The following is a 13,495-nucleotide window of genomic DNA, read 5'->3' as shown; positions in this document are numbered from 1 at the left end:
AACGCAGGCCGCGGACGTGATCGCGTGACTAGTGGCGATCCCACCGTCGCGCTGATTCAGGCTGCGGCGCAACGCGATGCAGACGACTTCGCCGCAAGAATGGCCGACTCATCCCTGGAGGCAGCGGTCGACGTCTGGCTGCGCCGGATCGCCAGGCGCAAGGTCAGTCCTGCAGCACGAACACGGCTGCTGCGTGCCGTCGAGCGGGGAGATGCAGCGGACACGAAAGGTGTTCAGCTCACCCGTGCGGCTCTGCTACGCAAAGCCGGCCTCGACGAGCGTCCCGCCGCGGCCGCGGCGATCGCGGCCGGCGCGACCTACACCGAGGTCGGTGCCGTTCTCGGTATGACCCAGCAGGGAGCGAGCGCGCGGATCCGGCCTTACCTCGCGGCCCGGCCCACTGGCGGAGATCAGTCGTGATCGGTGCGGGAGTCGAGCGGCACGTCGTCATCATCACGACGGCGGGATCGTTTAACGCGCGAGGCGATCGGCTCACCGGACCCGTCGACGCGGTGGACAAACTCGAGAAGCTGATCGACTGGGCGCACCAGCGCGGCGGGCTGCGCCCCGTTCCGGTCGACGGGGAGGGCGAACCAGAGCCGGCGCGCATATGGATGCTCGGCGAGGCTTGCGCCCTGCTCGGGGGCGCGCCCGCGGCGGCGGACGTTGAGATCGCCGATCAGATCGGGCAAGCACTCGCCCCGTTGGTGACCCGAGGGTGGGAGCTGAGCGCCAGGCCGACGAAGGCGCTGATGCTCAGCCGTGGTCAGGGCGCGCAACGGATTTGCGTGGAAGTGCTTGCCGAGCGCGAGCCATGGCTGGCGGCTGGCCAGCATGCGGCCACCGATGATCCTGCCGAACTCGGCAGGCGGCTGCAGCAGTGGTTCACCGCACTGGGTGTGCTGCCTGCAGCGGGCGCCGCGGCGTCGGGCGCGGTCTTGAGCGACCACATCATGCGCGCCCGAACGGGACGGCGCGGCGCGGTGGTCACCGCCGCGGGCGCACTGCCGGCGTGGGTGCAACCCGAGGTCGAGATCCAGCCGACCTGGTGCGCCTCGTCGGCCGAGGTAGAGCAGCAGTTTGTCCGCTCCGACGAGCTGGTGTGCCTGACTCAGCAGTGCCCGCAGCTGGCCTCGGCAGGGATGCTCACGCTGGGGCATGGCCAACCCCAGTCGTTGGAAGCCGCGGCCGCGGCCGGCAGCGCTGCGGAATCCAAGCGGCCCTTCGGGCTGTGGCGGGCGACGCTGCCCGCCGGCGACGGCCTGAACCTGCCAGAGATGCTGCCGCTGCCGCATCCGCAGATGCGCCCCGACCACGCAGTCCAGGTGTGGCTCACCACAGAAGATCTCGACGGCCTGACCAAGGACATCCGCGACGGCGGCGCCGGGCTGAGCATCGAACAACTCGCCATCGACGAGGCGATCGTGTGGCCCCAGCAGGGCCGGGTCCTGGAGGCGTGGGCAACCCGTCTGCGGGAGGCCCGAGAAACGTTCCGTGACGAAACGGCGCTGCAGTATCTGGTCGAGTCCGTCGCGGCCGAATACCTCACCGCGCTGGCCGATCCGGACTTGTGGTCTGAGGAGGCCTGGAGGCACCACTTCCAACCCGCCTGGACCGCGGCGATCGCTGCACACACGCGATTCCGTGGGCGTCGTGCCGCGATGCGAATCTCGCGCGAATACCGGTCTTGGCCTGTCTACATCCGCGGCGTCGACATGCTTTACACGCCGGGGCGTGATGAGACTACCGGCGCACCAATTGATTTGGCGGACACGCATACCCGACTCGGACGGCTGGCAGCTACACGTCGTGTCGAGCTGACCGACACAACGGTGCTTGCCGTGCTGCTCGCCGAGTCCACGTCCGAGGTGGCCGCCGCGCTCACCGGCGCCCTCGGCATGACCGAAGACGCCACCGCGCCCAGCCTGCCGGCTGACGACGCCGGGACAGTGGCCCCGGAACCCACCGTGGTCGCGGATGACCACCGCGCTGAGGAAGAGCCCGCGTCGCCGGTCGCCGAGGACGACGAGCCGCCGGTCGACGAACAGCATGAGGAACCGGCACGTTTGAAACAACCGGCTGTCGAGACGGTCGAGCACGCACCGTCGGAGGGTGGTGTGCCCGCCGCGGTGTTGCATACCGATGGCCTGTGGCTTCCCGACGGTTCGCACATCGAGTTCCCTGAGCCGCTCGTACATGTTGGGCAGGTCGCTGATCTGGCTTATACCCACCACATCGGTTACCAGCTGACCGCGAAATTCGCTGAACCCGGCCAGATCTGGATCACCGAAGATGCCTGCGCTGCGTTCGGCATCGACGTCGAAGCCATCAGCCGGCGAGACCGCGCGAAGTCGCTACGCCAACTGACCGAGGGCATCGACTTCGTGGCCCTGGCGGTTGCCGAAGGATGGAGCCTGGGTGGGGCGGGGGAGGACCCCACCGCCCATCGCCTCGGCACCTGGACGCGGGTGTACCGCGAGGACAAGCGGGGCGTGATGATCGCCCTCGTTCCCGGCATGGGCACCAGCCCCGACGAAATGCCAGTCCTGGCTGACGATCCGACCCCGGCCCAGCTCGCGCGCCGACTGCAGCTGCTGGCTGATGCGCTGCGGTTCCCCTGGAAGATAAACGCAGGCGTGACCGCTGTCGACTTGATGCTGCAGACCCGCACCAAGAAGTGGTCACCTCAGGAGTGGCGGTCGGTGGTATTCGCGCCGTCGACAACGACGCCGCCGTTCGGCATCGGTGACGTCGAATCGGACTTCGACTGGTCGCGACCACCTACTGAGGATGAGAGCCAGCGTCGGTACCTGCACGCCTACGACCGTGGAGGGTCCTACGTGGCCGGCATCGCCGGTCTGGAACTGCCCATCGGATCTCCTACGCATCACCCCGAGGGCGCGGAGTTCGACGCCAAGACGCCGGGTTACTGGCTCGCCGAGATCCCCGAAGGCTCCGACTGGCGTATGCCATATGTCCTCAATCCCAGGGGAATTCAGTTCACCGGACCCAAGTGGGTGACCACACCGACCATGGAGCGCGCGATCGCACTGGGCTATCAACCCCAGATCCTGGAGGCCTGGACCTGGCCCCAGCACGGCCGCGTGCTGCTCGGCTGGTACGAGCGGTTCCGCGACGCAAGCAGCTCGTTAGACATCGACGACCCCGATGCCCAGGCGGCCCGTAACCAGGCCAAGGTGATCCGCACCCACGGTATCGGCATCATCGGCTCGGACGAGTACCTCAAGGGCAAGACCGCTTACAGCCCGGAGCGGCGCCTGCACGTGCTGGCCAAGGCGAAGGCCAACATCGTCTACCGACTGCAGCAGATCGGGGAGAAGAGCGGTCGCTGGCCGTTGGCGGTGGCCACCGACACCGTGCTGTACGCCTCCGACGATCCCGATCCGGTCTCCGCCTGGCCCGGTGATCCCTCGACGTTCGGCCGCGGGTTCGGGCAGTACAAACCGGAAGGGTCCGCTCTGTTGGCCGACCATCTCGACTACCTGAACGGCCGCGACTACCGCGGCAAACGCGAGCTGATTTCCGCAGCGGACTGGGCGACCGCCCGCGCTGGCGATGACGGGAGCACATGATGGCGCGGAACAACCGACGGCGCAGCAGGATCGACAGCAACGACCTGGCCGGCTACGGCTCGGTGGCTCACGGAACGGTCAACATCGACCGCGCGGCCCGCGGCCTCGGGGCATCTAAAACCGAAGTGCGACAGGCGTTGCGGCAAGCACAAGCCGCGCAGTCAAATACCTTCTATCGACGAATCTCCGGCAAGTCCGAAGGGGACTCCACCGAGGGCACCAGCATGCGCGGAATGCTGCAGGCGGCGTTCGGTCGCGGCCCCCGCGGCGGCGCCGTCGACGCCCGCGCCGCAGCGCAATCCCTCGGGGTGTCGACGGGCACAGTGCGCCGCTGGGCCGCCGGTACCCAGAAGCCCTCGCCCAGCCGCCTTGCCTCGATCCGCCAAGCCGCCCGCCAGGTCACCACCACGAAGAGGGGCCGCCGGTCGGCCACCGCCGACTTCCGCGCCAGCGCCAAGGGCAGTCAGGCGCTCAAGGGCGGCAGCAAGATCTGGGTCAGCGGCGAACAGGGCGTTGGCGGCGCCGACCAGGGCTACGCCCGCGACCGCCGCGTTGCCACTACCATCAGCCCCTCGGAGATTGAGGCGATGCTGCGCGCCTACGAAGACGGCGGAGACAGCGGCCTGCGGGACTGGATGACATCGTTCTTCGACGGAAAGTACGTCGAAGGCTGGGATTTCGTCACGATCGACGACTTCGGCATAGGCATACCTGAGTGAGCGCCGCAGCGGTGATCCGACCGGCCCGCGGACCGCGGTGGACACGCCAGCGGCTCATCACCATGCTGCTGGATTGCTACGGCCCCACACCGCGCGGCGCGGTGGACGTGGCGACAGTCGCGCACTACGCCGGCGTATCAACATCCACGGTGCGCCGCTGGCTGGCCAAGACCCCGGACGGGTCGCGCCGCATGTTAATTCCGAAGCACCGACTGCGCCAATTACAGTGCGGCCCTGCAGAGGTAGAGCGGCGAAACGCTCAGCAGTACTCGCATGCGCTGGCCGCGCTCGCCTCGATCGACGACGAGAAGTCGGTGCTGCCGGTGTGGCGCGAACAGGGTTGGCTCGACCAGCACACCGTTGCCGTCCTCGCCATCCATCAGCGCCCGTGGCGCCAGGTCGCTGTGACCAACGGGACTCGGCGCGCCCTGGGGGAGATGCACCGCCGCGGCGCCACCGTGGACAACCTGGTCGTCCCCACCCGCTTCCACGCACAGGTTCTCGCCCATGCCGTCATGGTTCGCCAGCAGGCCTGGCGCGTTCACCCCGCGGCCCATCTTCTGGCCACCGGCCGCACTCAGGTGTGGATGGCCGACGGACCGGATGTCGACCTCGCCGCCCTGTCGGACACCGCGCTCGCGAGAATTGCCGCTGGTAGCGGGCAGACTGGCTAGGCTCACGCCGTGGCATTGATGAAGCGGTTGTCCATGCGGCGCCAGATACGGCGCACCGCCGAGCAATCGCTCGCGCAGAACCCAATCTTCACCGCGCCGCCGGCTACGCCGCTGTATCACTCGGCACCACCGGAAGTGAGCGTTGCGCGACTCGGCGCAGACAACCCTGACCAGCTGCCGGCATCAGCTGCGGTCAGCGCGCCCGAGGCCAGCACCGCCGAAGGGTCTCGGCCGCCCGTGCAGGTTGAGCCGGCCCCGCCGTCAAGCGCCTCGTCAGTCGACACAAGCAGCCAGGACCCGAGCCAGCCGGCGTTGCGTGCGCCGAGACCTACCATCCCGACACCGGCCCCAGACGCTGAACAGGACGAATGGCAGCTGCCGCAATGGCAGTACACGTCCAAGCGAGCACGGGCCAACCAGCAGCAGGAGCAGCGCAAGAAGCGCCGTTGACCGCGGGGTGTGCAACTGGCGATTCTGCCCAGTTGCACAGCTGGGGAGTCGAATCAGCGGGCGGGCGAGTAGGCCGCGGTTCTGCTGATTGGGTGCAGATAGGGCGGCCGTATGCTGGCCGACCCCAACGCTCCGACCGTGCAGCCGTCGCGGGAGTCGACACAGCGTTGCGGGGCGGTGCGACCAAGGACACCGGGTTCGTGTTCGTGGCCTGCCGTCCACGGGGGCACGTCGGGCGTCTCCTCGACCTCCCAGCGGCTGACCAGCCCCTCACCGACACCGCGGTGCTTGCCGATGGACGGTAGGTCGGTGAGAAGCTCACGGATGCGGTCGGGATCGCCCACAGCCCGCCACGTCAATGTGGTCGCCAGGTGGGCCATCACGGGGACGACGCGGCGTTGGTAGCGCCCGGTGCTGTCGGAGACCGCCTGGCTGCCGATGGACGGACTGAGGTGCTGCAACCGCGACCGGTCGGTTCGCGAGGTGCGCCAGCGGATGTCTGGATCGGGGATCTCGTGTGGGCGGGGATGCCGGTCGGCAAAGGTGGCCATCCAATGCCAGTCGTCATGGTCGGGGGAACCGCAACGAGCCAACGGTAGGTCGAGGTCTTCGGGAATCTGGTCGTGCTGGTAGGTGAAATGTTCACCGACACTGCGTGCTTCCCATTTCCTTCGATGCCACAGCACCGAGGCCAGCAGCCCGTCGAAGGCCACGCCCCAGGGGCGGGACAGCACGATTCCGTGCGGTGTGGTGGCGGTGATCTGTAGGGCGATCATGGTCGGTTCAGCTGAGTTGGGACAGCGCGGCGATCGCCTCGTCGCGGTGGGCGCCCAGTTCCTCAGCCCAGTCGACTCCGGTGTCCGGAAGCTGGCCACGCTGGACGGTTTCGGTGATGGTGGCGCTGACCTGGCCGTGGCCGGCGGCGATCCGGCCGCCCAGGTGGCCGCGTGTGGCGAATTCAGCGAGGACATCCCGGAAGAAGGCGGCCTGCGCCGCGGTGGCGTTGGTGAGGCGCACCCAGCTCTGCAACCGGGTGCCGGCCGGAAGAGTCTCAACACCGAAACGGCCCAGCGGACTGCTGTTTTCATCGAGATCGGCGTTCGGGGACTGGGCGGTGCTGGTGCGGTGATCCGAGAGGTGACTAAACGATTCCTCGGCGACCCCGAGCACAGCCGGCAGCGTGACCGAGCGGGCAGGTCTGGGCAGCAGGTGAGACAGCTCGGCGATCTCGGGGAGCACCTTGCCGACGGTGAGCAGCCCGGACATGATGCGCCCCGAGGCTGCCCCGCCGAACACGGCGACCTGGGGCAAAAGAGTCTTGAGGCGCCGCTCTTCCTCGTCGGTGAGCGGGCGCGCGGACTTGGCGAGCCGGCCGCCGTTAGTGAGTAGGTGCGCTGCCGGGATGGGCAATGCCGTGTCCTCGTAGTCGAGCACGCCGGCGGTCAGCGCCTCACCGATGCGGCGCAGGATCCCTCGGAAGCTGCTCCCGGACACGATCGGCACCTGCATCACCTCGCCGGCGGGGCCGATGATCTTCTCGCGGCGAAACAGCGCGAAGTTGTCGGTGCCGACGGCGCTGTAGTCCTCGCGGTGCACGATCGAGGACTGAGCCAGGATGTCGATGTCGAACTGAACGCTCAGCAGAGTCATCCGCGTGCCGCTTTCCGTTGGTCGGCAACAGCTTCGGCGATGATGCGGACCCGCAGCAGCAGTGCTGGCAGGCTGTCGCGTAGTACTGCGATAACGGGCAGTGGGGGTTCGCGAAGCAGGGTGGCCAGTTCGAGTCGACGATCCCGTTGCCGCGGCGCCGGTGCGCCGAGCTGTCCGGACACATCCGACCACCAACGATCGAGGGTGTCGGCGCGGTAAGCGGCACGCCGAACACGTCCGGGCAGCTGCTCATCCCAGTAGGTCTTGCGGTAGCGGGGATCGGCGACCCAGCTGGTTTCCCAGTCGATCCCGTAGTGCAGCAACAGCAGCAGCCGCTCGGCGATCGCGTGCGGTCCGTCGACGGGAGGAAGTTCGGGCACGGTGGCCTGCCACGCCTGTGTGGGGGTGAGGGCCGCTGTCATGGCCGGAAGCGTAGCGGCCGGTGCTGCCACGGCCAGCTAATGCGGTTTTGGGTCTACTCGCGCCGGGGGCGGGTTGGTGAGGACACGGGCGGCCGCCCACAGGGGTGGGACGGCGCGCCAAGGCTGCAGCGACGTCCAAGCGGCCAGGATGCGCGTCCACTGGTCAGCGGGCTGGGCGCTCAGCAGCCGTGACGGTGGAGCTGAATGGTTCAGCTGTGGCCACGTGGCGCCGACGGTGGTGCGCAGCCACACCAGGTCGGTGAGTCGGTCGGCTGCGGCGATGTCCCACGCCACGACCAGGCCGTCGGTGGCGAGGTGGCCCCACTCAGCCGTCGGCAGGATGTGGCGCCGGCGCGCTGTCGGCAGGACCACGGCTTGCGTGCTCGTCAGTGCTGCCGAGGTGAGGGCCGCGGCCAGCTCGGCGCCGGCGGAGTACTCCGTGACGGAGGTGTCGGTGATCAGCAGTGACGGCTGGGTGGTGGGCTGGCGGCTGTAGGCCCAGGCGCAGGGCACGCACAGCCGACGCGACCCGAACGGCCACGCGTCGAATCCGGTGAACTTCTCGGAGATGATGCGTGCGCTGGTGACCGTCGGCCCGTCTTCGCCGCATCGACCGCAGCGTCCGTCGACCGGTGCAGGTGCATCGACGGCGGGCCGACCGGCAGCAACCCACGCCGCGGCGGCGGGATCGGAAAGCATGCTGGCGTCACGATACGGCCAGATGGCGGGGCGGATTGCTACGGTGGTCGACACGAAACGCACACAGGGGTTGGGTGAGGGTTTCACCTGAGGCGGTTCCGGGCGGCTGGTGACAGCCGTCCGGGGCCGCCTCCCTCCGTTTCGCCACGACGCGGGTGGCCTGATGGCGTTCGTCCGCGGTGTCCAGTTCGGCCCATACACTGCGGTTTAACCATCTAGCTACGGAAGTCTGAGGCCGCGTGGGCGCCAAGACCGCCAGACCGAACAGAGAGCAGCCCGTCGCCGTCGACGTCGAGGGCGGCGCCATCGGTGCACGTGATGTGAAAGCTGCTCGCGAGGTCGCTGAGGATGCGATGACCGAGCGCTCATTCCAGCGCCTGGCCAACCAGATCACCGACGAGCTGCGCGACGAAGACACCGCCCTGACCCGCGCAGCACGCGACCGCGATCGCGCCACCCCACGGGACGTGAGCCACGTCGACTCCGCGCGACTGCGGGGTGACCTACCCGCGCGCGAGGAGTTCCGCGAGATCCTCAGCGGCCGACAGCGCAAGATCCGCTCGACGGTCAAGAACCAGGTGATGGCTTCGGCGCCGGCATCGCAGCACGCGGCGATCAACAGCATGCTTAGCAGCGAGGACCCCACCGAGTGGCGGCGCATCAACGAACGGCTGCACCTGGCCGCCGGCGACGCCCAGCAGCTCGTCGACACTGACCGCGCCAAAGTGCAGCGCCTCGATCGGGCCATCCAGTCCTACGAGCGGCTCAACGACCGCACGCACCGCGTCTACGTGGCGGTGAGACTGCCCGATAACCACGGCGACATCACCAAGCCCTCCGACCTGCCGGCCAGCCTGCAACCGGGGGCCAGCGTCGCGTTCGATCAGTTCACCATCACCCGACACAATCTGCACGAGACACCTGGGCACGACAGCTCTCGGCACGTGGTGTTCGAGGTCGTGACGAGCCGGGGCATGTATCTCGGCCGGTCCGACAGCGTGGAGGACACCACCCACGTACTCCCCAGAGGAATGCAGTTCGACGTGGCATCCGCCGAACACGTCGCCTACGCAACCCGCTCGGGAGGCTTCAACGAACGCGTCGTCTTGCAACTGAGGGAGCGGTGATGACACGCACCGAATGGACCGTGCACCCCAACCGGTCGGACATCGGCTCCGACGAGCCTGGACAGAACGGTCAGTTCCGGTCGCTCACCCGACCCCGAACTCCGGCCACCGAACCGTGCCAGGCCCGAGTCAAGCTGCCGCGCCGGCTATCCGGTGTCGCCGACAAAGACGGCACGGTGACCTTCGGCGGCAACGATTGGTGGTTCGTCGTCGGCGCCGCGCGCACCTTCGCACGCGAGCACGTCGATCCCGACGTGCCGCCGCCGTTCGGATTCAAGCGCAATGGCCGCTGGCTGTGGTGGGACAACACCACCACTGAGGAGTCCATCCTCGACGGCGCCGACGCCATCGACTACTTGCGCGAGTACCTCGACCGCTTGTTCCCGAGCATGACGATCACGGTTACCGATCAGCGATGACCGCCACGCCGGCCGCGGGGCTGAACATGCAGACACTGCGCGGCATCGCCGCGCGCCGGCGCGGGACGCGGACCCATCAACACCTGCTCGACCGCATCGCCGAACACCTCGACGAGCACGACGGGTTCGTGTCCTGGAGCGGCGGTAAGGATTCCACCGTCGTCGTCGACCTCGCCCGCCAGGTCGATCCGCACATTCCCGTGGTGTTCTTCGACAGTGGGCTGCAGTTCCCCGAAACGGTGCGCTACCTGGAGGATCTCGCTGAGGCGTGGCAGCTGAACTACCAGGCGATCGCAGCCGAGCCGGACCTGTTGACGGTGTTGATCGCCGGCGGCGGGTTCGATCACCAGGCCGTCGATCGGACGTTGCGCGGGCAGCTGGCCGACATCATGATTACTGGTCCCGCCCGCGAAGCGCACCGCCTTCACGGCCGCGGGTCGTTGTGGGGTGTGCGCGCCGAAGAGTCCCACGGCCGGCGGATGCTCTACCGGCGCGGGCTGGCCGCCGAAACCCGTGCACGACAGAACGGTTCACGCAGCGATGTCCGCGCGCAAGCGGGGGGAGTGGTGCGCCGCGCTGACGGGACCATTACCTACGGGCCGATCTGGGACTGGCAGCGAGCCCAGGTTTTTGAGTACCTGGCCGGTCGGGGAATCGAACCGAACCCGCTCTACCGCAAGCTGGCAGCTCTCGGTGTGCCCGAGGCGCAGATCCGGGTTGACTCGATCATCGACGCCTCCAAGCTGTCCAACGGCCACATCGCCTGGCTACAGAAGGGATGGCCGGACCTGTTCGATCGGTTGGCGCGGGCGTTGCCCAGGTTGGCCGAATGGACGTGAATCATGCTGTGCCGCAGATCGTCAGCGGCGGCGGCAACGACGAGAAGCGGCAGATCCTGGTGAGCGAGGACCGCCGTGAATTGACGATCGTCTCACCGCGGGGTCATCGGGCGGTCTACCGCTCCGCTCGGCCGCACGGATTCACTGACGCCGATGTCGGGGCCGCCCGCACGGTCGACTTCAGCACCCGGATCCGGGGCCAAGTCAATCGGGCGCGTGAGGTTCAGATCGGCGCCTGGCTGGTGTGCGCGCACGTCAATACGGGACCGCCGACGTGGTGGAGGCCGCGGATCGAGGTCGGGCCCGGCGCGGTGTCGGTGGGCTGGTTGCGGCTGCTCGGTGCGCTGACATGGCAGCGGTCGGAGCTGCGGCAGCGCGATTGACCGGCGGCGTCTGATGCCGGGAGTAGCATCGTGGACGGAAGGGCAGGCCAACACGGGTCGGCCCGACATCTCCGGAAGGGAGAAGGGATCATGAGTGTCGGACTGGCGGGTACGTTGCCCGCCGCTATGTACGACCAGGAGGACGACATCGACGAGGCCCCGTACCTGTGGTCGGACCTGTTGGCGCGGCGCAACGCGCTCAGCCTGCGGGTCGAGGACCTCGTGCCGGTGCTGCGGGTGGATCTACGCAAGTACCGTTCCCGCGAGACCGGCGCCCTGGAAGTCAGCGCCGAACTCGTCGACGAGTTGATCGCGATGGAGGAGTTCATCGCCGGCGACGTCGCCAGGATGCTCAACACGGCGCCGGCCGAAGGCACCGTGCGCCTGGAGGCCGCCGTCGACCAGGTGGAGTTCGAGGACGCCTACCCGGAGGCGCGAACACTGCGCGACCTCGTTCCGTACCCGATGTCGCTGCAGCACGTGGCGGTCGGCCGCGCCGCTGCCGAGCTGAGCCGCCGCGGCCGCGACGTGGAGGTCTACCGCGGTGAACAGCGCGGAGATCTCACCGTGCGCCGGCTGGCGGCCGGATTGCTCAAAGAGGAGACCGCCCGGCTGCTTGGTATCGACGTGAAGCGATACGCGAAGTTCGAGCGAAGCACCTCGGCGCCGCCGGCGGGGCTGATTGCCGAACTGCAGGCCATCGACGACTTCATCACCAGCAGCGCTGGCCAGCTCGACGTCACCGACGTCAATGGTGTGAATGTTGTGGTGATGGTCGACGACCAGGCCGAGTTCGAGCGGATCTACCCGCAGGCCCGCACCAAGCGCGACGGCCTGGTGTACCCGCGCCGCGTGCACCGCGTGGCGGCCGCGCGTCGGGCACACGAACTCGAGGCCGCCGGCAGCTCGGCCCGGATCCTGGTCGCCGATAACTAGGCCTGGCAGGTGTTTCGGCGGAAATTCAACGACAGCGCCGAACGCGTCGTGTCCCCGCGGCTGACGATGTTGGTCATCGCTGACGTCAGACCTGACTTTGGCGATCGGGCTCTCGCCGACGTCGTTGAGGACCAGGGCGTCGATCTGGTGATCACCGCCGGCGACCTCCACCGAACCGACATCGCCGGCATTGATCAGCTGCCGGTGCCCACTCTCGGGGTCTACGGGAATCACTGCGATGGCCGCTATCTGGCCGATCTGCGGATGACCAACCTGCACCTACGCTGCGTCGAACTCAACGGGCTCAGGTTCACGGGCCTTGAGGGGTGCGTGCGGTACAAGGACGGCACCCGCGATGCGCTCTACACCCAGAGTGAGTACAGCGCCATGCTCGCCGAGCTGCCGCGAGCTGACGTGCTGGTGACGCACTGCCCGCCGGCTGGCGTGAACGATCACCCCGGTGATGAGGCCCACGCAGGCATCGAGGCGCTGCGCCGCTGGGTTGACCGAACGTCGCCGACGATGCTGATCCACGGCCACACCTATCCGCGGGTGCCGGTCACCCGCTACGGAGCTACCCGCGTGGAGTATGTCCGCGGCGCTCGCGTTGTGACCCTCTGACCGCGCCGCCGACACCCAGACACCCACTCCCGGCACCGGGGTGGGGAGTGGGTGTCTAAAGACGCTGCGATGGAGTGTATTTGGAAGGATCGGCTGTCGGTGCTGGGTTGTAGGATCGTGGTGTTGGGCAGGCCGAGAGGGGCTGGCCCACTGAGCCCAGGAAGGGGCGTTGGACATGGGGCATGAGGATTCGCGGCGGGGATCGGCGTCGGAGGCGCGCGCGGCGGTGTTGGCCGAGACGCGAGCCAAGGTCGCTGAGCATGGGTGGACGGTCTTGGCGGTGTTTCCGACGGCTGGGGATCAGGGTCCGTCGTTCGCCTACACGGTGGGTCTGTCGGCGCAGTCGCTGCCGGAACTGGCGATCTACGGGCTGCCGGGCCAGGTGGCGCACAGCGTGCTCAACCAGGTGGCCCGCCGGATGGTGGCCGCAGGCCAGGGGTTGGCTACCGGCGATCGGATCGAGGGGGTCCTGGTCGACGATGTGGCGCTGGTGGCGGTCGAGATGACCGATGCGCGGGATCTGAATCTGGTGAGGGAGTGCTACGGCGCGGTCGCGGCGGCGGTGCAGGTGGTGTGGCCGGATGCCGACGGGGTGTTGCCGGGGGAAGCCGGATCGCGCAGCGGGGACGCGCAGCAGCCGCTGCGTGGGCGCCCGCCGCAGGCGCGGCCGGTGTATCACGCGCAGCGGGTGGCGGCGTCGACGGCGCAGGAATTGGCCGATCTGATCGCTGAGCAGCCGCGGAAAAGCGTCGTGGTCGGTGATGGCTCTGACCCGCAGCGCGACAACGATATTCGCGCTGGCTGGGCGGCGCGGGCGCTGGTTGCCTACGCCGAGCACCTGGGCGGATCCAGCCTGACTGAGGACGTCGCTACGGCGGCGACCGACCTGTTGTCGGACTTACGGCATCTGTTCGATGCGCTCGGCGTCGAATGGGAGCAGGCGGTCGCGTCTTCAGACGGCTA

Annotated in this window: 16 protein-coding genes; 12 read left to right on the top strand and 4 right to left on the bottom strand. The window is 68.3% G+C overall.

What is annotated here, in order from left to right; all coding sequences use genetic code 11:
* The first annotated feature begins 24 nt into the window (after window positions 1–24).
* From AC5Y6Y_RS22230 to AC5Y6Y_RS22210, 5 genes are all read left to right on the top strand, one after another.
* Window positions 25–420, top strand: coding sequence for a Fis family transcriptional regulator (locus tag AC5Y6Y_RS22230; RefSeq protein WP_499930329.1), 396 nt, complete (start codon window positions 25–27; stop codon window positions 418–420).
* Window positions 417–3,593 (top strand): DUF8841 domain-containing protein, encoded by a 3,177-nt coding sequence (locus tag AC5Y6Y_RS22225; RefSeq protein WP_499930328.1) that lies wholly within the window; start codon window positions 417–419, stop codon window positions 3,591–3,593. The genes AC5Y6Y_RS22230 and AC5Y6Y_RS22225 overlap by 4 nt, the downstream gene beginning before the upstream one ends.
* Window positions 3,593–4,312 (top strand): hypothetical protein, encoded by a 720-nt coding sequence (locus AC5Y6Y_RS22220; RefSeq protein ID WP_499930327.1) that lies wholly within the window; start codon window positions 3,593–3,595, stop codon window positions 4,310–4,312. Before AC5Y6Y_RS22225 ends, AC5Y6Y_RS22220 begins: the two co-directional genes overlap by 1 nt.
* Window positions 4,313–4,374: 62 nt before the next feature.
* Window positions 4,375–4,986 carry a hypothetical protein gene (locus tag AC5Y6Y_RS22215; RefSeq protein ID WP_499930442.1) on the top strand — a complete coding sequence of 204 codons (612 nt, stop codon included), beginning with the start codon at window positions 4,375–4,377 and terminating at the stop codon, window positions 4,984–4,986.
* 9 nt (window positions 4,987–4,995) lie between these two features.
* On the top strand, window positions 4,996–5,436 hold the full coding sequence (locus AC5Y6Y_RS22210) for a hypothetical protein (RefSeq protein WP_499930326.1): 441 nt from the start codon (window positions 4,996–4,998) through the stop codon (window positions 5,434–5,436).
* Window positions 5,437–5,489: 53 nt separating this feature from the next.
* Here the strand turns inward: AC5Y6Y_RS22210 and AC5Y6Y_RS22205 are convergent, their stop codons facing one another.
* The 4 genes from AC5Y6Y_RS22205 to AC5Y6Y_RS22190 are packed head-to-tail and all read right to left on the bottom strand — an operon-like array spanning window position 5,490 to window position 8,207.
* A complete protein-coding gene (locus AC5Y6Y_RS22205) occupies window positions 5,490–6,212 on the bottom strand; it encodes a hypothetical protein (RefSeq protein WP_499930325.1) in 723 nt (240 codons plus the stop codon).
* A gap of 7 nt (window positions 6,213–6,219) precedes the next feature.
* On the bottom strand, window positions 6,220–7,086 hold the full coding sequence (locus tag AC5Y6Y_RS22200; RefSeq protein WP_499930324.1) for an RAMP superfamily CRISPR-associated protein: 867 nt from the start codon (window positions 7,084–7,086) through the stop codon (window positions 6,220–6,222).
* Window positions 7,083–7,508: a hypothetical protein gene (locus AC5Y6Y_RS22195; protein WP_499930323.1), complete on the bottom strand. Its 426-nt coding sequence runs from the start codon at window positions 7,506–7,508 to the stop codon at window positions 7,083–7,085. The genes AC5Y6Y_RS22200 and AC5Y6Y_RS22195 overlap by 4 nt, the downstream gene beginning before the upstream one ends.
* Window positions 7,509–7,544: 36 nt before the next feature.
* Entirely contained in the window at window positions 7,545–8,207 is a 663-nt protein-coding gene (locus AC5Y6Y_RS22190; protein ID WP_499930322.1) for a hypothetical protein, read from the bottom strand.
* Between the two features lie 239 nt (window positions 8,208–8,446).
* On the opposite strand from AC5Y6Y_RS22190, the gene AC5Y6Y_RS22185 reads away from it, so the two are divergent.
* The 7 genes from AC5Y6Y_RS22185 to AC5Y6Y_RS22155 all read left to right on the top strand — a co-directional run.
* Window positions 8,447–9,334, top strand: coding sequence for a hypothetical protein (locus AC5Y6Y_RS22185; protein ID WP_499930321.1), 888 nt, complete (start codon window positions 8,447–8,449; stop codon window positions 9,332–9,334).
* Window positions 9,334–9,753, top strand: a complete 420-nt coding sequence (locus AC5Y6Y_RS22180; protein WP_499930320.1) for a hypothetical protein — start codon at window positions 9,334–9,336, stop codon at window positions 9,751–9,753. The genes AC5Y6Y_RS22185 and AC5Y6Y_RS22180 overlap by 1 nt, the downstream gene beginning before the upstream one ends.
* A complete protein-coding gene (locus AC5Y6Y_RS22175; protein ID WP_499930319.1) occupies window positions 9,750–10,592 on the top strand; it encodes a phosphoadenosine phosphosulfate reductase domain-containing protein in 843 nt (280 codons plus the stop codon). Before AC5Y6Y_RS22180 ends, AC5Y6Y_RS22175 begins: the two co-directional genes overlap by 4 nt.
* A complete protein-coding gene (locus AC5Y6Y_RS22170) occupies window positions 10,583–10,975 on the top strand; it encodes a hypothetical protein (protein WP_499930318.1) in 393 nt (130 codons plus the stop codon). Before AC5Y6Y_RS22175 ends, AC5Y6Y_RS22170 begins: the two co-directional genes overlap by 10 nt.
* A 90-nt stretch (window positions 10,976–11,065) precedes the next feature.
* Entirely contained in the window at window positions 11,066–11,911 is an 846-nt protein-coding gene (locus tag AC5Y6Y_RS22165) for a hypothetical protein (RefSeq protein ID WP_499930317.1), read from the top strand.
* Between the two features lie 66 nt (window positions 11,912–11,977).
* Window positions 11,978–12,532 (top strand): metallophosphoesterase family protein, encoded by a 555-nt coding sequence (locus tag AC5Y6Y_RS22160; protein ID WP_499930440.1) that lies wholly within the window; start codon window positions 11,978–11,980, stop codon window positions 12,530–12,532.
* Between the two features lie 175 nt (window positions 12,533–12,707).
* On the top strand, window positions 12,708–13,495 hold a 788-nt coding region (locus tag AC5Y6Y_RS22155; protein ID WP_499930316.1), incomplete at its 3' end, for a DUF4262 domain-containing protein.

Source organism: Mycobacterium sp. NGS24, assembly GCF_059813065.1.
The sequence above is the reverse complement of the archived record's forward strand: the minus strand, read 5'-3'. Positions and strand labels throughout refer to the sequence as shown.